Raw genomic sequence first — 21,067 nt, 5'->3', positions numbered from 1 at the left:
GATGCCCGATCTCCTCGACCGCCTCGGCGCGGCCCTGGCGAGGGGCCGCGAGGCCCTGCCCCTGGTGCGCGTCGGCGGGCCGATCCAGGAGGTCACCGCCAGCGCGGCCCGCGTCGCCGGCGTGGCGCCGTTCATGACCCTCGGCGACCGCATGGGCTTCCTGGCCAACGGCCGCGAGCAGATCGGCGAGGTCGTGCGCGTGGATGCGGGCGGCGTGACCGTGAAGCCGTTCGATTCCCGGATCGAGGCCGGGATCGGAACCCTGGCGTATCGCCTCGGCGACCCGACCCTGCGCCCGGACCCGAGCTGGAAGGGCCGGGTGATCGATGCCCTCGGGCGCCCCATCGACGGCCTCGGCGACCTCGTCCCGGGCGCCCGCGCCGTGCCGCTGGAAGCCGCCCCGCCCCCCGCCATGGAGCGGGCGCGGGTGACGCAGCCCCTGCGCACCGGGGTTCGCGCCCTCGACCTGTTCACCCCCCTCTGCCTCGGCCAGCGCATCGGCATCTTCGCCGGCTCCGGCGTCGGCAAGTCGACCCTGCTGGCGATGCTGGCCGGGGCCACCGGCTTCGACAGCGTCGTCGTCGCCCTGGTGGGCGAGCGCGGCCGCGAGGTGCGCGAATTCCTGGACGGCGCGATGGCGCCCAACCGGGCCCGGTCCGTCATCGTCGTCTCCACCGGGGACGAGAGCCCGATGATGCGCCGTCAGGCGCCCAAGATGGCGCTCGCCATCGCGGAATCGTTTCGCGACGCCGGCGAATCCGTGCTGCTCATCGTGGATTCCGTCACGCGCTACGCCCACGCGGCCCGCGACGTCGCCCTGGCGGCCGGCGAGCCCGCGGTGGCGCGGGGCTATCCGCCGAGCGTGTTCTCCGACCTGCCCCGCCTCCTCGAGCGGGCCGGCCCCGGCCTCGACGGCGCCGGCACCATCACGGGCGTGTTCTCGGTGCTCGTCGACGGCGACGACCACAACGATCCCGTGGCGGATTCGATCCGCGGCACCCTCGACGGGCACGTGGTCCTCGACCGGGCCATCGCCGAGCAGGGCCGCTATCCGGCCGTGCACCTCCTCGGATCGATCTCGCGCCTGGCCTCCGAAGTCTGGACGCCCGAGCAGCGCGAGCTCGTCCGGCGCCTCAAGGCCATGATGGCCCGGTTCGAGGAGACCCGCGACCTGCGCCTGATGGGCGGCTACCGCACCGGCGAGGATGCCGAGCTCGACCAGGCCATCCTCCTCGTGCCGCGGATCTACGAGGCCCTGCGTCAGGAACCCGGCATGGCGGCGAGCCAGGACGCGTTCCTGGAGCTCGCGCAGTTCCTGCGGACGTGAGGCCGATCATGCCGCCCGCTGCCCCATCCGCCCCGTTCCGTCCCCCGCGCGCGCGACCACCCAGCCCCGCGCAAGCCTGCCTTCCTTTAGTGCCCGCCACACCGTCGCGCCGCGCCGCGATCCCCCTCTTCGAGGTGACGTCATGAGTCTCATCAGCGTTTTGCGCACCGGCGTCTCCGGCATGAATGCGCAGTCGAACCGCATCTCCACCGTCGCCGAGAACGTCCAGAACTCGAGCACCACGGGCTACAAGCGCTCGGCGGCCGAGTTCTCGTCCCTGCTGATCGATGGCGGCTCCACGGCGAACTACACCTCCGGCGCGGTCGAGACCACGATCCGCCGGTCGATCGGCACCCAGGGCCCGGTCACCTTCACGTCCTCGAAGACCGACCTCGCCATCCAGGGCAACGGCTTCTTCGTGGTGCAGGACGACAACAAGGCGTCCTACCTGACCCGCGCCGGCAACTTCGTGGTGGACGGGCCGACGGGCAACCTCGTCAACGCCGGCGGCTTCACGCTGATGGGCTACAGCCTCGTCGACGGCCAGGCGCCGACCCCCGCCCTCAACAGCACCGACGGGCTGGTGCCCGTGAACATGGCGAGCCTCGGCCTCCGGGCGTCGCCCTCCACCAAGGCGACGATGGGCGGCAACCTCGCGGCCGACACGCCGACGCTCGGCGGAACCGTGTCGCCGACGAACTACTCGAAGAAGACCTCGCTCGTCACCTACGACAAGCTCGGCAACAGCGTCACCCTCGACATCTACCTGAAGCACACGCCCGCGGACGCGACCGCCACTCCGCCGGTCCTCCCCAACACCTGGACCGCCTCGGTCTATGGACCGGACCAGACGGCCCTGACCGCGCCGATCCAGTTCGTCTTCAACGCCGACGGCAAGCTGTCCGGCCCGACCACCGCGAGCTTCACGATTCCCGGGGGCGAGCCCTTCACCCTCGACATGAGCGGCATGACGCAGCTCGCCGGCGCCGATGCCCTCAAGGGCACCGCCAACGGTAAGGCGCCCTCGGCCGTGACCGGCACCGAATTCGGCCCGGACGGCCTCGTCTACGCGACCTACGCCGACGGCACCCGCCTCGAGGCCTTCAAGATCCCGATCGCCGAAGTGAAGAGCCCCGACAATCTCGATCCGCGCGCCGGCAACGTCTACCTGCCGTCGCTGAACTCCGGCGACCTCCAGATCGGCTTCGCCGGTCTCGGCGGCCTCGGCACCCTCAAGGCGAGCGCCCTGGAGCAGTCCAACGTCGACGTCAGCACCGAGCTGACCTCGATGATCGAGTCGCAGACCGTCTACACCGCCAACTCGAAGGTGTTCATGACCGGCAACGAGCTGCTCGAGACCCTGATGAACCTCAAGCGCTGAGGCCACGCCGGAGCCCGGCGCCGGACTCCGGCACCGGGCTCAGGGCCTCGAAGCCCCGTCCGCCGCGCCCCCCGGTGCGGCGGCGCCCGCTGCCCACCACCCGCCCGCTTTCCAGGACACACCCGATGGGCCTCGCCCTCGCCCTCAACTCCGCCCGGACCTCGCTGCTCGCGACCTCGACGCAGATCGCCGTCGCCGCGCGCAACACGGCCGGGGCGAGCGATCCGTTCTACACCCGCAAGATCGCCAACCTGGTGGCGGCCGGCGGGGGCAGCGCGGTCTCGATCCAGCGGGCCACTGACGTCGCCCTGTTCGACCGCAAGCTCGCCGGGACCTCCTCCGTGGCCGCGAGCGAGGCCGTGCTCGACGGTCTCGCCACCCTTCAGGGCACCATCGGCGACACCGGCGACGGCACCTCTCCGGCTGCGCGCCTCGGGGCCCTCAACGCGGCCCTGAAGGCCGCGGCCAACCAGCCCGACGACGTGGCGCTGGCGCGCGACGCGGTCGACCGGGCGCGCGACCTCGCGACGAGCCTGAACAGCAGCGCGGCGGCCGTCGAGACCGTGCGCGCGCAGGCCGATGCCGGCCTCGCCGAGTCGGTCGTGCGCATCAACGACCTCCTGTCCCAGTTCGAGGCCGCCAACCGGGTCGTGACCCGCGGCACCGCGAACGGCAGCGACGTGACCGACGCCCTCGATGACCGCGACCGCATCCTCGCCGGCCTGTCCCAGGAGATCGGCATCTCCACGGTCGTGCGCGCCGGCAACGACGTCGCGATCTACACCGACAGCGGCGTCCCCCTGTTCGAGCGCAGCGCCCGGCGCGTCGCCTTCACGCCCACCGCCGCCTTCCCGGCCGGCACCACCGGGGCCGCCGTCATCGTCGACGGCGTGCCGGTGACGGGGGCCGATTCCCCGATGCCGGTGCAGTCCGGCCGCATCGCCGGCCTGGCGGAGCTGCGCGACGGCGTGGCGACCCGCTACGAATCCCAGCTCGACGGGATCGCCGCCAGCCTCATCGACGCCTTCGCCGAGACCGGGACCCGCGTCCTGAACCAAGCGACGCGCCAGGTGAGCGCCCTCGGCGCCCTCGCCACGACGGAGGCGTTCCGCCCGGGGGCCGCCGCGGGCACGGCCGGGACGGCGGATCTCGGCGGCGCCAACGAAGTGGCGTTCGCCCTTAGCCTCGCCGACGGCTCCGCCGTCAAGATCGTGCTGAACGCGAGCACGATGGCGGGTGCGGCCGCCGACCCGTCCCGGGTGACCCCGGCCGAGCTCGTCGCCGCGATCAACGGCCGGATCGCCGCCGACACCGCGACGCCGTCGCTCTCCGGCAAGGTCACCGCCGCCCTCGACGGCGCCGGGCGCCTCACCCTCACCACCGCGGCGGCCTCGGGGGCCGCCGCGCAGCTCACCGTCCAGAACCTGGACGCCACGGCCGGCCGGACGCTGGTCGATGTCGGCTTCGGCGTCACGGGCGGGGTCCCGCCGCGGGCGGCCGGCCTGTTCGCGGCGGATGCCGGCGGGTCGGTGCCGAGCGGTCCCTTCGCCGCCACCGGGCTGGCCGCCCGGCTCCGGGTCAACGCCTCGGTCGATCCGCAGCGCGGCGGCGACGTCGCGCTGCTGCGGGACGGCGGCATCGCGGGGGCCGATTACCGGTCGAACCCGGCGGCCAGCGGCGGCACCGCCTTCGCGGGCCGCCTGCGGACGCTGGCCTCGGTCCTGACGGCCGACCGCGCCTTCGACGCCTCGGCGGACCTTCCCAGCCGCGGCAGCCTCCAGGATTTCGCCACGGCGTCCGTGGGCTGGCTCGCGGGCAAGCGGCAGGCCGCCACCGCGGAGTCGAACTACCAGTCGACGCTGCTCGCCCGCGCCTCCGACGCCTATTCGAACGCCACCGGCGTCAACACCGACGACGAGACGGCGACGACCCTCGCGCTCGAACGGTCCTACACCGCCTCGGCCAAGCTGCTGACCCTGGTGAACGATCTCCTGAAAACCCTGATGGACGCGGTGCGATAGACCCCATGCGGACCAACGCCCTCTCCACCCTGAGCTTCTGGAACACGCCGCGCATCGGCGTGGCCCGCATGCAGTCCGACATGGCGCAGGCCAACCAGGAGATCGTCACCGGCCGTTATGCCGATGTCGGCCTGGCGCTCGGCAGCCGCACCGGCCTCGCCGTCGGGCTGCGCCAGAAGAGCGCCGAGCTCGCCGCCCTGCGCGACAGCAACAACGCCGCGAGCCTCCGGCTCGGCACCTCGCAGGCCGTCCTGAAGCAGATCCAGGACGGGGCCGACGCCACCCTGACGGCGCTGACGGGCGTCCCCGAGGACAAGCGGGCCGGCGTCCTCAAGGACATGGCGGCGAACCGGCTCGGCACCCTGACCGCGCTCCTCAACACCTCCGCGGGCGGCCAGTACGTCTTCGGCGGCACCCGGACCGCCGCGGCGCCGATGTCCACCTACGCGACGAGTCCGGCCTCCCCGGCGAAGACCGCCGTCGACGCGGCCTTCCGCGCGGCCTTCGGGCTGTCACAGGACAGCGCCGGCGTGAGCGCGATCACGGAGGGCGACATGGCGGCCTTCCTCGACGGGCCGGCCTTCCAGGGCCTGTTCGCCGAAGCGTCGTGGGGGACGACCTGGTCCGCGGCCGGCACCGCGCCCCTGACCAACCAGATCTCGCTCAGCGAGACGGTGGAGACGTCGGCGAGCGCCAACGCACCGGCCCTGCGCAAGCTCGCCATGGCCTACGTGATGGCCTCCGAACTCGGGTCCGCGAACCTCTCGGCGGCCGCCCAGGGCGTCCTGACCACGCGGGTCGCCGGGCTGCTGGGCGAGGCGAGCAAGGGCCTGATCACGCTCCAGGCCGATCTCGGCCGCTCGCAGGCCGCGATCGCGGCGGCCAACACCCGGCTCGAGTCGCAGACTTCGCTGCTCGACGCCCAGATCATGGACATGGAGGGCGTGGACCGGGCCGAGGCCAAGACCCGGGTCGACCGCCTGTCGACGCAGGTGCAGATCTCCTACGCCCTGACCGCGCAGCTGCGGCAGCTCTCCCTCGTCAACTACCTCTAGCGCGGCGCGGGGCCCGGACGACCGAGCCCCGTCACGACCCGGCGGCGGGCGCCTTCCCCGGAAGGCTCCGTCGGCCCCAACGGCTCATCGGTCCGATCCGCGCCCGGGCGCGGCGGGCCGCGGATACACGGGACAGGACCGATATGTACCAGTTTTCCTACGCCGAGATCCTGGAGGAGGCCCCGGCCATCGCGCGCGAGCGCGAGCGCGCCGCCTTCGACCGGGCGCTCGACCTGCTGCGCATCGCCGACCGGCCCGATGCCCAGCAGCCGGATCGCGCCATGGCGGCCGGCTTCCTGCAGAGCCTCTGGGGTGTGCTCATCGAGGACCTCCAGAGCGAGGAGAACGGCCTGCCGCCGGACCTGCGCGCCGACCTCGTCTCCATCGGCCTGTGGAGCATGCACGAGGCCAACGCCGTCATCGCCGAGCCCGACCGCGCCCTGTCGGCGCTCATCGCGGTCAACACCTCGATCCGGGACGGCCTGCGGTGAGCCGGACCATGCGCCTGTCCCTGCGCGCCGGCGAGCGCGTCTACGTGAACGGCGCGGTCCTGCGCGTCGATCGGAAGGTCTCCCTGGAGCTTCTGAACGACGCCACCTTCCTGCTCGAGACCCACGTGCTGCAGGCGGAGGCGGCGACCACGCCCCTGCGCCAGCTCTACTTCGCGGTCCAGGCGCTGGTGATCGATCCGGCCAACGCGGACGGCGCCCGCGAGCTCTGCCGCACCCTGCAGGCGGGTCTCCTCGCCGTCGTCGCCGATCCGGAGATCCGCGAGGGCGTCCTCGGCGCCGGCCGGCTCGTCGAGGCGGGCCGGCTGATCGAGGCGCTCAAGCTGATCCGCGGGCTCTACGCGGCGGAAGCCGCCCTCATGGCCGCCCCCTCGGCCGCCCCCTCGGCCGCCCCCGCTCCGGTAGGGGCCGCCGCACCGGTGCTGCGGGCCGCGCCCGTCGTATCCCCCGTCCACCCGGCCTGACCGGGCCATCGAACCAGGAGGCCCGCCGATGAGCGTCCCCAGCGTCCCCAGCACGGCCACATCCCAGACGGCCGCCACCGCCGCCGCCACCAAGTCCGCGACCGGCATCGCCGCCTCGATGAACGCCGACACCTTCCTCACCCTGCTGATGACGCAGCTGAAGAACCAGGATCCGACGAAGCCGATGGATTCCACGGCCTATGTCAGCGAGCTGGCGACCTTCTCGCAGGTGGAGCAGGCGACCAAGACCAACACCAAGCTCGACTCGCTGCTCTCCTCGAGCTTCCTGTCGCAGGCCGACCAGATCATCGGCCGCACCATCACGTCCTCGGACGGCACGGTCACGGGCGAGGTCCAGTCCGTGAAGATCACCAGCGAGGGCGCCCTGGCCCGCCTCACCAACGGCCAGGACGTGCTCCTGGCGCAGGGCATTTCCCTGTCGCAGTGACGGCGTTCCGGCGTAGAGTGGACGCGAAACCCCACAGGACAAGGCCGCTCCCCGGATGAACGAGGTCGACGCCCTCGAACTCGTGCGCGCCGCGATCTGGACCGTGATCGTCGCGGCGGGACCCGCGATCGGCGCCGCGATGCTGATCGGCATCCTGGTGGCGCTGCTCCAGGCGCTGACCCAGATCCAGGAGGTCACGCTCACCTTCGTGCCCAAGATCGTGGTGATCCTGCTGGTGCTCCTCGTGACCAGCTCCTTCATCGGGGCGCAGATCTACACCTTCGCCGAGGCCACCTACGGGCGCATCGTCACCGGGTTCTGACCGAGGCCCCGCAGGACGATCCCGGCCGTCTCCAGCCGCGCCCGCACCGCCCGCGCCAGGCCCACCGCATGCGCGCTGTCGCCGTGCACGCAGACCGAGTCGATCCGCGTCGGCAGCAGGGAGCCCTCCGCCGTGAGGAGGCCGCCGGCCTGCACCATCGCCAGGACCCGGTCCGCCGCCGCCTCGGCCTGCGTGATGAGCGCGCCGGGCTGGCCGCGCGGGATCAGCTGGCCCGCCTCTGTGTAGCCGCGGTCGGCAAAGATCTCCGCATGGACGGCCAGGCCCGCCGCCTCGCCGGCCGCGACCTGCTCAGTCCGGGCGATGGCCAGGAGGCCGAGGGCGGGATCGACCGCGCGCACCGCCCGCGCGATCGCATCCGCCACGTCCCGCTCCGCCGCCGCGCGGTTGGCCAGCGCCCCGTGCGCCTTGACGTAGGTCAGGCGATGGCCCGCCAGGGCAGCCAGCGCCTGCGCGGCGCCGACCTGGTAGGCGACCTGCCGCTCGATCTCGGCCGGGCCGAACGGCATCGGCCGGCGCCCGAAGCCGGCGAGGTCAGGAAAGCCCGGATGCGCCCCCACGGCGACGCCCCGCGCCCGCGCCAGGGCGAAGGTCTCGGCCATGATCTCGGGGTCGCCGGCATGGAAGCCGCAGGCGACGTTGGCCGAGGTCACCAGGGCGAGCATCGCCGCATCGTCGCCGCAGCGATAGGCGCCGAAGCCTTCCCCCAGATCGGCATTCAGGTCGATGGTCGGCATCTGGCGCATCCCCGGCTCGGCGCGACCCCCGGCCGCTGGCGGCGCGATCCTAACCGACGACGCCGTCGATGAGGTTGGTCCCGAGCAGGAATTCGGACGTGAAGTCGGTGCGCAGGACGGGCTGGCGCGGGATGTCGGGGATCAGGGCGTCGCGCTCCGCCCGCCGCGCCGCCACCGCCTGCGCGCGGTCGACGGCGGCGAAGCGCAACGCCGTGCCCGCCTGGGCCTGGGCCAGGCGGCCGAGATCGGCGCCGATCACCGTGGCGATCTTCGGGTAGCCGCCGGTGGGCTGGCGGTCGGCCATGAGCACCAGGGGCTGGCCCGAGCCCGGGACCTGGATCGCCCCCATGGCGATGCCGTCGGAGACGATGTCGTGGGTCCGAGCCCGGAGGGACGGGCCCTCGAGGAAGCTGGCCATGCGGTCCCCGCGCGGGCCGATCCGCCAGGGACCCGCCAGGAAGGTCTCGATGGCGGACGCCTCGAACAGATCGTCCTGCGGTCCGAGGACGACGCGGATCACGTCCGGCGGCCGATGCAGCCAGGGCGCCGCGAGGCGGCACGGGTCGCCGACCGAGGCGCGCGCAGCCCGGACCGCGAGGGCGTCGCCCGCCCGCAGGCCGCGACCGTGCAGGCCGCCGAGCCCGGAGCGGGTGTGGGTCGCCGTCGAGCCCAGCACCGGCGCCACGGCGATCTCGCCCGCCACCGCCAGGCTGCACCAGGCCCCGGCCCGGCCCGCCCGCAGGGTGAGCCGCGCGCCCGGCCGCAGGGTGAGGGCGACGGCGCCGGGCAGGGGGCGCCCGTCGAGGTCGATGCGCAGGTCGCCGCCCGCCAGGGCGACGTCGAGGGCGGTCGCCTCCGCCGTGAGCGACAATCCACCGAGGGAGACCTCGATGGCGGTGGCGCCCGGGGGATTGTCGAGGGCGCGGTTGGCGGTGGCGTGGGCGAGGGGATCCATCGGCCCGGCCGGCGTGATGCCGTAGCGGAGATAGCCGTGCCGGCCGGCATCCTGCAGGGTGACGCCCGCCCCGGCCGAGAGGATCCGAAGCGTGGCCCACGCCGTCACGGGCTCCTCCTTCACGGGCTCTTCCGTCACGGGTCCGTCCATCACGGGTCCCTCCGCGCGAGGATCTCCCCGCGCGCCGCGCGGGCCTCGAGAGCGGCGAAGGTGGCCGCGTCGATCGGCTCGAAGCGCAAGCCGTCGCCGGGCTCGACGAGGAAGCCCTGCGGGCGGGCCTCGGAATAGAGCCGCTCCGGGGTCCGGCCGACGACGTACCAGCCCGTGGGCATCGGGACGGTCGCCACCGCCGCGAGGCCGCCGCCCACCAGGAGGGCGTTGGCGGGATGGGGCGGGCGCGGCGTCCGGCGGCGGGGAATCGCGAGGGCGTCCGGCAGGCCGCCCAGATAGGCGAAGCCCGGCGCGAAGCCGTACATGTAGACCCGGTAGGTGCCGCTTGCGTGACGCGCGGCCACATCCGCGGGCGCCAGGCCGGCCCAGTCGGCGACCGCCCCGAGATCCTCCGCCAAATCCTCCGCCAAGGCCGGGTCGTAGCAGCAGGGCAGCGTCCAGATGTGGCCGGGGCGCGATCCTGCCGGGGGCCGATCGAGGAGACCGCCGACCCGGGCGGCAAGGGCGTCGCGGTCGAGCACCAGCGGGTCGTAGTGGATCATCAGCGAGCGATAGGTCGGCACCGTCTCCAGCATGCCGGCGACCGGGTCCTGCGCCAGGGCCGCGTCCAGGGCGAGCACCCGCGCGTTCAGGGCCGGATCGACCCGCGCGCCGAACTCGACGACGAGCGCCGCCTCGCCGGCATCGCGGAACCGGACGGCGTCCGGATCGGTGGGCGTGCTGGCCTCGGCCTGCGACACGGGGTGATCCTGAGACGGTTGCGGCGGGGGGCCCAGCGCGGGCGGCCCTCAGCGGGTGGACTTCTTCTCGCGCTGGTAGGACCGGATCGCCCGGGCGCAGTCCGGCGAGAGCTTGCGCAGGTTCTGCCGGAAGCAGGCCTCGACCTCCGGTCCGCCGGGGGGATGCATGCTGCAGTGCTCGAGGTAGTCCCCGGTGCAGGAGAGCTTGAGCAGCTCGCGGATCGGCGTGGGTTCGGCCGACGCGGTGCCCGAAACCAGGACGGCACCGAGGAGGGGGAGGACGAGGCGTAGATCAGGCATGGGGCGATCGGGACTTTCCAGGGACACGGGACGGGCGACGCCCGCTGGGTTCGAAATCCCAACGCGCGGCGCCGATGCAGACAATGATCTTAGCACGCGCGCACCCGCGCGGCGGAATCGACGTCCCCTCAACGCGCGTCGCGCCCGTTCGGTCGCGTCTCCGAGGCCGTGCCCGATGCCAGGCGACCCTCGCGCAAGCTTGCGGCGCGACAAGCCCGTGTTGATTCACGGGGGTTGAGGATCCGCCATGGCGGCAAGCGCCACGATCGCAGGAGAGCGCCGGTCCCAGAGGGACATCGGGTTCGCGGCGGGCATCGTCGCCATCCTGGCGATCCTGTTCCTGCCGGTGCCGGCGATCCTGCTCGACATCGGGCTCGCCTTCTCGATCGCCCTGTCGGTGCTGATCCTGATGGTGGCCCTCTGGATCAAGAAACCGCTGGAATTCTCGGCCTTCCCCACCGTCCTGCTGATCGCGACCCTGCTGCGCCTGGCCCTCGGCATCGCCACCACCCGGTTGATCCTGGCCAACGGCCAGCACGGCGTGTCGGCGGCCGGCCACGTCATCCAGGGCTTCTCGCAGTTCGTGATGAGCGGCGACTTCGTCATCGGAATCGTGGTCTTCCTGATCCTGATCACGGTGAACTTCCTCGTCATCACCAAGGGCGCCACCCGCATCGCCGAGGTGGGCGCGCGCTTCACCCTCGACGCGATCCCCGGCAAGCAGATGGCGATCGACGCCGACCTGAACGCGGGCCTGATCGACGACAAGGAGGCCCAGCACCGCCGGCGCGAGCTGGAGGAGGAGAGCGCCTTCTTCGGCTCCATGGACGGCGCCTCCAAGTTCGTGCGCGGCGAGGCCATCGCCTCCCTCATCACCATCGCCGTCAACGTGTTCGGCGGCATCATCATCGGCACCACCCGCCACGGCATGCCGCTGGGCCAGGCGGCCGACGTGTTCACCAAGCTCTCGGTGGGCGACGGCCTCGTCTCGCAGATCCCCGCCCTGATCGTCTCGCTGGCCGCCGGCCTCCTGGTCTCGAAGGGCGGCACGCGGGGCACCGCCGAGCAGGCGGTGATGGGCCAGCTCGGGGCCTACCCGCGCGCCCTCTCGGTGGCCGCGGCCCTCATGTTCCTGTTCGCCCTGGTGCCGGGCCTGCCCTTCGTGCCCTTCATGGCGCTCTCCGGGCTGATGGCCTTCACCGCCTACGCGATCCCGAAGAAGCTCGCCGCCCAGAAGGCGATCGTCGATGCCAAGGCGGAGGCCGAGGAGGAGAAGAAGCAGGTCGCGCTGCGCGAATCCGTCAAGGAGTCGCTGAAGACCCCGGAGATCGAGCTCTGCCTCGGGCGCCAGATCGCGGCCCAGGTCCAGGGGACGCAGTCCGAGCTGTCGCACCGGGTCGCCAAGATGCGCCGCAAGTTCGCGCGCCAGTACGGCTTCGTCGTGCCCGACATCAAGCTCACCGACAGCCTGGCCGTGCCGCCGAAATGCTACCAGATCCTCATCCACGGCACCGTGGTGGCGACCCAGGAACTGCGCCCGGGCGAGCTCCTCGTGGTCACCGGCGACGGGCCCGTGCCGGACGTGCCGAGCGACGAGGTCCGCGAGCCCGCCTTCGGCATGAAGGCGCGCTGGGTCCTCGACGCCTATGCGGGCGAAGTGCGGCGCGGCGGCTTCGAGCCCATCGACGGCTCCTCCGTGCTGCTGACCCACCTCTCCGAGGTCATCCGCAACAACCTGCCCACGCTCCTGTCCTACAAGGACATGCGCAACCTGCTCGACCGGCTCGACCCCGAGTACAAGCGCCTGCTCGACGAGATCTGCCCCTCGCAGATCTCCTATTCGGGCCTGCAGGCGGTGCTCAAGCTCCTGCTCTCCGAGCGGGTCTCGATCCGCAACCTGCACCTCATCCTGGAGGCCGTGGCCGAGATCACGCCCCATGCCCGCCGGGCCGAGCAGATCGCCGAGCACGTCCGCATGCGCATCGCCCAGCAGATCTGCGGCGACCTCGCCGAGAACGGCGTGCTCGCGGTGCTGCGCCTCGGCAGCGCCTGGGACCTCTCCTTCCACCAGAGCCTGAAGCGCGACGGCAAGGGCGAGGTCATCGAGTTCGACATCGACCCGCGCCTCGTGGAGCAGTTCGGCACCGAGGCGTCGGAGGCGATCCGCAAGCAGATGCGCGAGACCCGCAACTTCGCCCTCGTGACCGCGCCGGACGCCCGCCCCTACGTGCGCATGATCATCGAGCGGCTCTATCCGACGCTCGCCGTCCTCTCGCACCTGGAGATCGCGCGCGGGGTCGAGATCCGCTCCCTCGGGACGATTTCGTGACGGCGCCGCTCCTGGCGGTGCTGGGCCCCGAGAGCTTTCTCGGGGTGTTCCTGATCTTCTGCCGGGTCGGCGCCTGCCTCCTCATCGTGCCGGGCTTCTCCAGCCCCCGCGTGCCCGCGCAGGTCCGCCTCCTGATCGCGCTGGCGGTCTCGCTCGCCCTGACCCCGATGCTGCTGCCCCTGTTCCAGGGCAAGCTCGCCGCGCAGGACCCCGGCGCCACCCTGGGCTGGATCGTCACCGAGAGCCTGACCGGCCTCGTCCTCGGCTTCCTCGGCCGGATCTACTACGTGGTCCTCGAGACCGTGGTGAACGCCGCCGCCACCATGGTGGGCTTCGGCGGCATGCCGGGGTCGGTGGCCGAGGGCATGGACCCGGTGCCGGCGGTGGAGGCGATGATCATGATGGCCGCCGCCGCCCTGCTGTTCGCCGCCGACCTGCACTGGGAGCTGTTCCGCGGCCTCGTCGATTCCTACGGCCGGATCCCGCCCGGCGAGGGCATCGGCTCGCAGGTCGCCCTGGTGCGCATCGTCGACCAGGTGACCATCGCCTTCGTGCTGGGCCTGCGCATCACCGCGCCGTTCCTCGTCTACGCGGTGGCGGTGAACCTGGCCGCCGGCTTCATCAACAAGCTCGTGCCGCAGATCCCGGTCTACTTCATCGCTACGCCGTTCATCATGGCCGGCGGCCTGATGCTGCTGTACCTCATCAGCAACGAGTTCATGATGCAGTTCGTCATGGGCTACTTCGACTACCTGCGCCGGGGCTGAGACCATGACCACCCGCCTCCGGCTCCTGCGCGCCCAGCGCCTGCTCAAGGTCCAGGAGCAGATGCGGGGCCTCGCCGAGCGCGACCTCGCCGCCAACCGCGCCCGGACCGCCCGCGTCGAGGCCGACCGGGCGGCCATGCTGGCCACCCTGGCCGGCGAGACCATGCACGGCCTGTTCCTCGACGCCGCCGCGCGGCGCCTGCGCGCCCTCGCCACGGAGGCGAGCGAACTCGGCGCGACCTCGACACGACTGTCTGAAATACTGAAGGCCCGCGGCCTCGCCGAAAAGCGCGCCGAGCGCCAGGCCGACAGCCTCCTGAAGCTGCGCGACCACGAGCGCGAGCAGCACGCCCTGCTCGAGCAGCTCGACCTCATGACCGCACGCGGGGCAAGGCCGCTCGACTGATCCCCAGGCCACGATGCAAGCCTGCCGAAAGCCAGGGCGCCTATGCCTTCCGGGGACCGGCTCCCCGAACCCGCTGAAGCGCCTGCCATGAGCATCTCGCCTCCCTCCGACATCGTCCTCGATGTGGCCCGCGCCGCCGATCCCGGCCGCGTGCAGGAGGCCGCCGCGAAGCTGTCGGCCCCCGGGACCGATCCGGCGGCGTTCGGCGATGCCTACCGCATGGCCGGCGTCTCGGTGCACATGCCCCTCGACGCTCGCGGGACGTTGACCGCCCTGCAGACCGACAACGCGGTCTCGGGCGCCGGCAAGGCGGGCGATCCCTACAAGCAGTTCGAGGCCTTCGTCCTGCGCCAGTTCGTCGAGACCATGATGCCCTCGAAGGCCAGCGCCGTCTTCGGCAAGGGCAATGCCGGCGGCATCTGGAAGTCGATGCTCGCCGATCAGGTCGGAACGCAGGTCGCCCGGGCCGGCGGCGTCGGCATCGCCCGGATGCTCGAGGCGGCGCGTCCGCTGAACCCGCCCGCGGCGGCCGTCGCGCCGTCGACCAAGACCGCGTCGACCAAGACTTCGGAGAGCTGAAACCCCATGCTGCTCGCATCCCTGAAGCGCCTGGAAGCCACCGTGACGGCGGAGACCGAGGCCCTGCTGGCGCATCACCCCGTCGACCAGGAGGCGGTGAACCGTCGCAAGAGCCAGAGCCTCCTCGAACTGACCCGCCTGACCCGCGACCTCGATCCCGCCGAACTCGACACGCCGGTGCTCGACCAACTGCTGCGTCTGCGCGGCGCTCTCGAGCGCAATCAGGACGCCGTCGGCCTGCACCTGCGGGCCGTCGAGGAGATCTCCGGCATCGTCGCGGAGTCCCTGCGCGCGGCGGAATCCGACGGCACCTATTCCGGCCACGTCCGGCGCTGAGGTCCGCTCCCCGCCATGCGCATCCTCGTCACCGGCCTGTGGATCTGCGGCCTCACCATCCTGTCCTGCTACGCCGCGGTGACCTGGGGGGCGGGGCTGTTCGCCAAGAAAACCGAGCCTTACCTCGAAGGTCTCCAGTACCAGAAGCTGCCACCCATCAATGTGCCGATGGTCGTCGATGGCAAAGTACAGGGCTACATCGTCGCCGTCCTGGTTTTTACTGCCGATGCGCGGCTGATGCACACGCTCTCTGTGCCGCCGAATGCCTTCGTCGTCGATGAGACGTTCCGGCAGATCTATACGGACCCGGCGATCGATTTCAAACGCCTGTCCCGCTACAACGTCACCCAGCGCCTTGCCGAGATCCGCAAGCAGGTGAACGCCCGCCTCGGCTCCGACGTGGTCAAGGACGTGCTGGTCGAAGAATTCAACTTCGTCGCCAAGCGCGAAGTCCGTTCCTGAAGGGATGTCCGATCCCGAAGGGACCTCCCTTCCTCATGCGAAGTCCGTGCCCGAGGATGGGCCTCACGCCTCCGCCAGCAGGCGCTCGAAGGCGGGCTCGTCCAGGAGGGCGGTGAGCCGCCGGTCGGCATCGGCATCGGCCGCGAGGGCGAGACCGCCGCAGACCGTGCCGGCACCGGCGAAGGCGTAGCCGAGCACGCTCGTCGGCTGAAGGCCGCCGGCGGCCGCGGCGACGAAGCCCCGCAGGGCCCCCGGATGGGCGTTGCAGCCGTTGCGGAGAGTCAGGCCGGCACAGCGCCCGGCGACCGTCACGGGGGAGAGCGAGAGCCGGTGGCGCCCGGCCTGGGCCATGGCCCGGCGCGGACCCGCCAGGGCCAGCAGGATCTCCGGCGACAGGTGGACCGCGCCCTCGAAGCTGAGGCTGCCCGACCCGCTGAAGCGGTCGAACACCGCCAGTCCGGAGAGGTCGTCGAGAACGAGGAAAACGCGCCGGTGCGCGACGTCGGGACCGTGGACCTGCGTGGCGAGGCGGTGGGCGGTGGCGCCGATGAGGCGCTCGGCCCCGAGGTAGAGGGCCGGCCCCGCCATCGGTTCGCGTTGGTCGAGGGCCGCCACGTTGTGGCCGGCCCCCGAGAGGAGGTGGTGGCGGGCGGCGCCGCTCTCGACTTGGCTCGACCCGCCGGCCTCGACGATCCAGCGCACCCCTTCGCAGGCGTAGACGAAGGAGCCGACGTCCCGATGGCCGGGTCCGGGACCCTGGCCCTGGCTGGCGAAGGTGCAGGCGAAGTGGCCCCAGCCGCGGCCGGGGGCGTCGTGGCGCTGCGCGATCATGCCCGAGGACGGGTCGACGCGGCCCGCGGCGGGCTCCAGGGTGACGCGTGGTATACCGGGACGGTCGCGTCGCGGTCGCGCGTCTCCGGACCAGCGCGTCGCACTGAGCGCGCGACCCGCCTGCGCACCGAGGCGCCCGATCCAGCCGGCGGCATCCTCGCCGGCGGGCGCGTCCCCGAACGGTGGCAGGCGCCCGGTCGGATCGAGGAGACCGGCGACCGCCGGGAGCCCGGCCGCCACGAGCCGGTCGAGGCGGCCCCTGAGCGCCGACTCGGCGGGGTCGTCGGCGTCGAGGCCGAGCCCGAGGGCGCGCAGGAGGGTCAGGAGCTCGAGGCGCGGGTGCAGGGCGGGGTCGGAGAACCGCCCCTCCGCGTCTAGGAGCGGCGTGAGGCCGGTCTCGAGGGCGTCCTCGGCCAGGGCGAGCCAGTGTGCCGCGAGCGGCAGCAGCGGCAGGGCGCGGGCGACGATGCGCAGGGCCGCCGCCGCCTGGAGCTGGTGGATCGAGCGGCCGAAGGTGTTCTGGCCCAGAATCTCGGCGAGGGCGAAGCCGTGCCGCACCGCCTCACCCGTGAGGGTGAGGGAGGCCGGGCCGCCGGGCTTGCCGGCCCGGGCGAGGAGCCGCACCAAGGTCTCGGTGCGGGCGGCGAGGGCCGCCGGGTGCAGGGCGAGGCCGTCGGTGGGCGCCCCCCAGGGGTTGGCCCGCGACCAGGACAGGGCGAGGCCGACGGCGGTGGCGCCGCCGCCCGGTGCCTCGGCCAGCGCCGCGAGCCAGGCCAGGGACTGGTACTCCAGGCGCCAGGGCACCGAGCGGAACGGATCCTCGGTCCAGTCCGGTGCCTCCGGCAGGGTCCAGGCGGGCTGGCCGGCGAGGCGCATGGCCCGGTCGAGGCCGGCGGCGCGGTGGCCCTCGCCGCGCTGGATCGCCCGGGCGCGGGCGAGCACCGCCGGCACGGCGGCCACCGCCTCGGGCTGCGGACACCAGCCCGCGAAGGCGGCCCCGGGCAGGGACAGGCGCTCGGCCAGGCGGGCGAGGAAATCCGGGGCCGCGAGGAGGTCGTCGGCGCAGAGGCTCTCCAGCCGCATCCGGTCCTCCAGGGCCAGCTCCGGGGGGGCGAGGAGCTCCGCCTCCGGCCCGTCCGCCTCCCAGGTGGCGAAGCCCACCGCCACCCGCGCCGCCCCGGCGGGGGGCTGGAGCTCCAGGGTGAAGCGGCGGGCCTGCTGGTGGGCGGAGAGGTCGACGAGGGCCCCGAGCCCCGGCACCGAGAGGGTCCCGGGATAGGGGGGGGCGAGCTCCGCCCCGGACCGATCGCGGTAGACGATGCGGGCGAGCGCCGCGTGGGTGCCGGGCTGCGGCGTGTGGAGCTGGCCGCGCAGCACGAGGCCGCAGCCCGGCACCAGGGCGTGGTCGCGCCAGGCCGGCTCCGGCCCGAGGCGGTGCCGGGCGCGGGGGATCAGGGCCGGCGACGGTGCCAGATCCGTCCCCTGGGCGAGACGCGCTTCCGAGACCGCGAACGGCGCGCTGTTGCGCCAGGAGCGGAGCGTCACCGTGATCCGGGTGGCCGGGGCCGGGACCCGGAAGGCGAGCTGGAGGCGCCCGGCCCGCGCCCCGTGCGTCTCGGGCGGCAGGGCGGCCGGGCCGGCGATCCAGGTGCCATGCGGGTCGAGGAGCGTCCGGTCGAGACCGGGCACGTGGTCGAAGTCGAGGCTCGAGCCGTCCTCGGCCAGGAAGTCGATCCCCACCAGGGCGAAGTCGAGGGCGGACCCGGCGGCCTCCTCCGCCGCCCAGGCGAGGCGGAAGCCGAGGCAGCACCACGCCTCCGGCATCAGCCCCCCGAAGGGCAGCACCACCCGCGACCAGCGGTTCTTGGCCGGAACCCAATGCTCGTTCTCCCCCGGCCCGACGCGCGCGCCCCCGGCATAGCGGGCGGCCTCGGGCAGCAGGACCCGAAGGCCGGGCGCGCTCGGTTCGCTCACGAGGCGGACCGGGCGGAGGCGGGGGGAGGGGACATCGGCAAGGCGGGGTGCGGCGCGGGGGTAAGTCGGTCTGGCCGACGTGGTGGTCCAGGGCGCCCCGGTGTCGGCGCGATGCCGCCACTGAGGCGGTCGGGTCGCTCCGTGTCAAGCATCCGCCGGCCTTCAGGGGGCAGCATGCCCGACAGCCGGTGCCCGGTTCCGACCGGCGGTTTCGGTCAGGCCGGTATGGCCCGGATGCGGATTTTGGTGGTGGTCCTGCGCGAGAGCGGAAAGGCTCCGGAAAACCGGACCGTTGCCGTCGGCTTCGCGATACGCGATCGCGGACTGGAACATTCTGATCGGTCGGATCCGCGATCCAATTTCGATCGCGCCTGCCTGCTGGAACGGTGCGCCGGCGCGGAGCCGGGATGCGGGATCAGTCGCGATCCGCATCCTCGGGGGCTCGGTGCCGGATGCCCGACCGGACGTTCCGGAAATCCAGGCCGTCCCAGGAATGGGCGCAGGGCGTTAGAGAACGCCCTCGCAAGGCGCCTGGCCGGACCATGTCGCAGGTCCGGCCCGTGCCGGGAAACGGGGTGCGATGAGGAGGGCGACGTGCTGTCGACCGGAGGAGTAGAGACCGGCACGGGTACAAAATGCACGTTCGTCGGGACGGTAGGGGGCGCGGGGTCCCGCCAGCGCTCCCCTGTTCTCGCCTTGTGAACGGCTCCCTGATCTCGCGGTCACGCAGCCAGTGGTGCGCCCATCACCCGGGCGACGCGGGTGCCGATGAGGAACAGCAGGGCGACGCCGAGGGCGACGAGGCTCGGGGGAACCGCCGCGGCGAGGCCGCTGGCGAGCGCCGAGCCGGCGACGTCGCCGAGGTTCATCGCCGCCATGTAGATCTGGAACTGCGTGGCCGAGGCCCGTCCGGTCCGGCTCGCCAGGAGGACGGTCGGCAGCAGGGCGACGTAGAGGAGGGCCGGCACGACGTTGGCGAGGCCCAGGATGACGGGCCCCGTGGCCGCCTCCAGCCCGGCCGCGATCAACCCGCCCGCGATCCCGAAGGCCGCCGCGCAGGCGACCAGGAGGGCGCGCAGGGCCGGCCCCGGGCCGAGGCGGTCGACGGAGGCGCCGATGCCCGCCGCCCCGAGGGTTCCGCCCAGGAGGGCGAGCAGGGCCTGCAGGCGCGAGAGTCCGCCCGCGTCCCAGCCATGCACCCGCACCAGGGCGACGGCGAAGGGCACCTGGAACAGCGCCAGGGCGAAGTCGATGGCGAAGCACAGCGCCAGCAGGCGCGCGGCGTCGCGGCTCCGGAAGCCGTCGGCGAGCCCGCGCGCGAAGGCGGCCGCCGCGGCGATCCGGCCCGGTCCGGCAGCACGGGCCGGCCCGCGCCGCGGCCAGGCGAGGAGCCGGTCCCCCGGGGCCTCGCGCACGAGCGCGGCTGCCAGGGCGATGGGTGTGGTCAGGCCGAGGAGGGCGCCCGCCGCCGCGGCGAACCCCCCGGCTTCCAGCACCCAGGCGAAGAGGGCGGTCCCGGCCGCGCTGCCGAGGACGAAGCCCGCCCGCGTGGCCGCGCTGGTGCGCCCCAGTTCGCCGGCCGGCACGCTGTCGGCGATCAGGCGGTCGGTGGCGGTGTCGGCCAGGGAGGCGGCCAGGCTGTGCAGGAGGAGGACGAGGCTGACGGCCGTGAGGCTCGGGACGCCGCCGAGGAGGAGCAGGCCGGCGAGGCTCGCCTGTGCGCCGGCCAGGGCGAGGACGAGCCAGCGGCGGCGCGGTCCCATGCGGTCGGGTGTCGCCCGGTCGATCACCGGCCCCCAGAGCAGGGGCTGCAGCACCCAGGGCAGGCCGACCACGGCGAGGTGGCGGCCGACCTCCGCGGTGGAGGCGCCCACGGCGGCGAAGTGGTTGGCCAGCGCCGTCAGGGCGAAGCCGGCGACGAGCCCCTGGTAGAGGTAGAGCAGGGTGAAGAGGCCGACCCGCCAGCGCGCGTCCTGCAGGCTCGGCGGCCACGGCGGCATCGGGTCCGGTCCTCGCTCACGCCGGCATTGCGCCGCCGTCCGGGCCGCGCGGACCCCGTGCTTAGCCGACGCGGCCGGCCGGCGTCACCCCATCCGATGGGATGCGCCGGCCGGCCGGGCCGGACGGGTCATCGGCGCGGCGCGGGGCCGCCCCGGACACTCCGCGCAAGGCGACGAACGGCGCCTCGGGGCTTTGCCCCGCGCGGGCGGCCTCAGTAGCGCGGGCCGCCCGAGGTGCTGCCGCGCTGCTGGGCGTAGCCGGGCAGCATCGGATTGCGGGCGTTCGGATCGCCGTGCATCAGGCGGTTGCGGGTGTGGTGCAGGCGATGGGCGCGCGAATGGTGGATCGCGTCGTGGCGATGGCCGCGATGGCGCATGTGGTCCTTGCGCGCCTTGTAGTTGCCCGCGTGGCCGATCGACGAGCTGGCACGCATCCGCTCGGCCGGGGTCAGGCCCGGAGCGGCCGAGGCCGAGCCGAGGGAAAAGCTGGCGAACATCAGGCCGGAGGCCAGAACCATGGCGAGGGTTTTCATGTGAGACTTCCAGTCATGTGCTCACGAGCGGCACAGTGCGGCTGTAAGTCTGTTCCGAACTTGATGTTCCGCGGTGTTGCTTGACATTAATGTCATGGATTATCCGGCCTGGCCTGCACGTGGACTTGAGGAATTCATAGAGAATTCAATAGACCACGCGCAGGCAGCGGCTACCGGCCTGCGATCCGGCCCGGGCCCGCGACCGGCAGGGTGGGCGCGGCGGCGTTGGTGCTCTCCTTGTAGATCGGCACGATGACCCGGAGCCAGCCTCGGGTCTCGCGGCCTCCGTAATTGCGCTCGACCACATCCTGGGTGACGTAGGCCTGCAGGTTCACCGGGCCGAAATTGTACCCGACGAGGCCACCCACCGCGATCTGGCCCTGGCGCCGGTAGCCCGGGAAC

Annotated in this window: 22 protein-coding genes and 1 pseudogene; 14 read left to right on the top strand and 9 right to left on the bottom strand. The window is 73.0% G+C overall.

Features of this window, described 5'->3' with window-relative positions; all coding sequences use genetic code 11:
- Position 1: 1 nt before the first annotated feature.
- The 8 genes from fliI (at position 2) to ASF20_RS11245 (ending at position 7,527) form a co-directional block, all read left to right on the top strand.
- Entirely contained in the window at positions 2–1,327 is a 1,326-nt protein-coding gene (gene fliI, locus ASF20_RS11280) for a flagellar protein export ATPase FliI (RefSeq protein ID WP_056213188.1), read from the top strand.
- A gap of 142 nt (positions 1,328–1,469) precedes the next feature.
- Positions 1,470–2,708, top strand: coding sequence for a flagellar hook protein FlgE (locus tag ASF20_RS11275; RefSeq protein ID WP_056274209.1), 1,239 nt, complete (start codon positions 1,470–1,472; stop codon positions 2,706–2,708).
- A 125-nt stretch (positions 2,709–2,833) separates the two neighbouring features.
- Positions 2,834–4,729: a flagellar hook-associated protein FlgK gene (gene flgK / locus ASF20_RS24975; RefSeq protein ID WP_056274205.1), complete on the top strand. Its 1,896-nt coding sequence runs from the start codon at positions 2,834–2,836 to the stop codon at positions 4,727–4,729.
- A gap of 5 nt (positions 4,730–4,734) precedes the next feature.
- On the top strand, positions 4,735–5,784 hold the full coding sequence (locus tag ASF20_RS11265; RefSeq protein ID WP_056274202.1) for a flagellar hook-associated family protein: 1,050 nt from the start codon (positions 4,735–4,737) through the stop codon (positions 5,782–5,784).
- Between the two features lie 143 nt (positions 5,785–5,927).
- Positions 5,928–6,275 carry a flagellar biosynthesis regulator FlaF gene (gene flaF, locus ASF20_RS11260; RefSeq protein ID WP_056213195.1) on the top strand — a complete coding sequence of 116 codons (348 nt, stop codon included), beginning with the start codon at positions 5,928–5,930 and terminating at the stop codon, positions 6,273–6,275.
- 8 nt (positions 6,276–6,283) lie between these two features.
- Entirely contained in the window at positions 6,284–6,757 is a 474-nt protein-coding gene (gene flbT, locus ASF20_RS11255; RefSeq protein WP_056274198.1) for a flagellar biosynthesis repressor FlbT, read from the top strand.
- A 28-nt stretch (positions 6,758–6,785) separates the two neighbouring features.
- A complete protein-coding gene (flgD, locus tag ASF20_RS11250) occupies positions 6,786–7,205 on the top strand; it encodes a flagellar hook assembly protein FlgD (protein ID WP_056274195.1) in 420 nt (139 codons plus the stop codon).
- A 55-nt stretch (positions 7,206–7,260) separates the two neighbouring features.
- The gene (locus tag ASF20_RS11245; RefSeq protein WP_056181443.1) at positions 7,261–7,527 is read left to right on the top strand and encodes a flagellar biosynthetic protein FliQ; all 267 of its coding nucleotides are present in this window, start codon (positions 7,261–7,263) and stop codon (positions 7,525–7,527) included.
- Here the strand turns inward: ASF20_RS11245 and ASF20_RS11240 are convergent.
- The 4 genes from ASF20_RS11240 to ASF20_RS11225 are packed head-to-tail and all read right to left on the bottom strand — an operon-like array spanning position 7,500 to position 10,448.
- On the bottom strand, positions 7,500–8,282 hold the full coding sequence (locus tag ASF20_RS11240) for a 5-oxoprolinase subunit PxpA (RefSeq protein ID WP_082487887.1): 783 nt from the start codon (positions 8,280–8,282) through the stop codon (positions 7,500–7,502). The two genes, ASF20_RS11245 and ASF20_RS11240, sit on opposite strands and share 28 nt — an antisense overlap.
- Before the next feature lie 49 nt (positions 8,283–8,331).
- Positions 8,332–9,387 carry a biotin-dependent carboxyltransferase family protein gene (locus tag ASF20_RS11235; RefSeq protein ID WP_056274192.1) on the bottom strand — a complete coding sequence of 352 codons (1,056 nt, stop codon included), beginning with the start codon at positions 9,385–9,387 and terminating at the stop codon, positions 8,332–8,334.
- Positions 9,387–10,148 (bottom strand): allophanate hydrolase subunit 1, encoded by a 762-nt coding sequence (locus ASF20_RS11230; RefSeq protein ID WP_056274189.1) that lies wholly within the window; start codon positions 10,146–10,148, stop codon positions 9,387–9,389. Before ASF20_RS11230 ends, ASF20_RS11235 begins: the two co-directional genes overlap by 1 nt.
- Before the next feature lie 48 nt (positions 10,149–10,196).
- Positions 10,197–10,448 (bottom strand): hypothetical protein, encoded by a 252-nt coding sequence (locus tag ASF20_RS11225; RefSeq protein ID WP_056213202.1) that lies wholly within the window; start codon positions 10,446–10,448, stop codon positions 10,197–10,199.
- A gap of 247 nt (positions 10,449–10,695) precedes the next feature.
- Here ASF20_RS11225 and flhA point away from each other — a divergent pair, with 247 nt between their 5' ends.
- The 6 genes from flhA to ASF20_RS11195 all read left to right on the top strand — a co-directional run bounded on the left by flhA (position 10,696) and on the right by ASF20_RS11195 (position 15,327).
- The gene (gene flhA / locus ASF20_RS11220) at positions 10,696–12,777 is read left to right on the top strand and encodes a flagellar biosynthesis protein FlhA (RefSeq protein WP_056213205.1); all 2,082 of its coding nucleotides are present in this window, start codon (positions 10,696–10,698) and stop codon (positions 12,775–12,777) included.
- On the top strand, positions 12,774–13,544 hold the full coding sequence (fliR, locus tag ASF20_RS11215) for a flagellar biosynthesis protein FliR (protein WP_056274186.1): 771 nt from the start codon (positions 12,774–12,776) through the stop codon (positions 13,542–13,544). Before flhA ends, fliR begins: the two co-directional genes overlap by 4 nt.
- A gap of 4 nt (positions 13,545–13,548) precedes the next feature.
- The gene (locus ASF20_RS11210) at positions 13,549–13,950 is read left to right on the top strand and encodes a hypothetical protein (protein WP_056213209.1); all 402 of its coding nucleotides are present in this window, start codon (positions 13,549–13,551) and stop codon (positions 13,948–13,950) included.
- 87 nt (positions 13,951–14,037) lie between these two features.
- Positions 14,038–14,529, top strand: coding sequence for a rod-binding protein (locus tag ASF20_RS11205; RefSeq protein ID WP_056213211.1), 492 nt, complete (start codon positions 14,038–14,040; stop codon positions 14,527–14,529).
- 6 nt (positions 14,530–14,535) lie between these two features.
- A complete protein-coding gene (locus ASF20_RS11200; protein WP_056213212.1) occupies positions 14,536–14,865 on the top strand; it encodes a hypothetical protein in 330 nt (109 codons plus the stop codon).
- 15 nt (positions 14,866–14,880) lie between these two features.
- On the top strand, positions 14,881–15,327 hold the full coding sequence (locus tag ASF20_RS11195; protein ID WP_056213214.1) for a hypothetical protein: 447 nt from the start codon (positions 14,881–14,883) through the stop codon (positions 15,325–15,327).
- A gap of 63 nt (positions 15,328–15,390) precedes the next feature.
- Here ASF20_RS11195 and ASF20_RS11190 read toward each other — a convergent pair whose 3' ends face one another.
- The 5 genes and pseudogenes from ASF20_RS11190 to ASF20_RS11175 all read right to left on the bottom strand — a co-directional run.
- Positions 15,391–18,132, bottom strand: coding sequence for a heparinase II/III family protein (locus ASF20_RS11190; RefSeq protein WP_056274179.1), 2,742 nt, complete (start codon positions 18,130–18,132; stop codon positions 15,391–15,393).
- A gap of 162 nt (positions 18,133–18,294) precedes the next feature.
- Entirely contained in the window at positions 18,295–18,564 is a 270-nt protein-coding gene (locus ASF20_RS24015; RefSeq protein WP_156648037.1) for a hypothetical protein, read from the bottom strand.
- A 290-nt stretch (positions 18,565–18,854) separates the two neighbouring features.
- The gene (locus tag ASF20_RS11185; RefSeq protein ID WP_056274175.1) at positions 18,855–20,132 is read right to left on the bottom strand and encodes an MFS transporter; all 1,278 of its coding nucleotides are present in this window, start codon (positions 20,130–20,132) and stop codon (positions 18,855–18,857) included.
- 212 nt (positions 20,133–20,344) lie between these two features.
- Positions 20,345–20,665: a hypothetical protein gene (locus ASF20_RS11180; protein ID WP_056213219.1), complete on the bottom strand. Its 321-nt coding sequence runs from the start codon at positions 20,663–20,665 to the stop codon at positions 20,345–20,347.
- A gap of 170 nt (positions 20,666–20,835) precedes the next feature.
- Positions 20,836–21,067: pseudogene (locus tag ASF20_RS11175) on the bottom strand (transporter); the annotation flags it as partial.

Source organism: Methylobacterium sp. Leaf88 (genome assembly GCF_001422795.1).
Taxonomy (GTDB): Bacteria; Pseudomonadota; Alphaproteobacteria; order Rhizobiales; family Beijerinckiaceae; genus Methylobacterium.
This window is presented reverse-complemented; position numbering and strand designations above follow the sequence as displayed.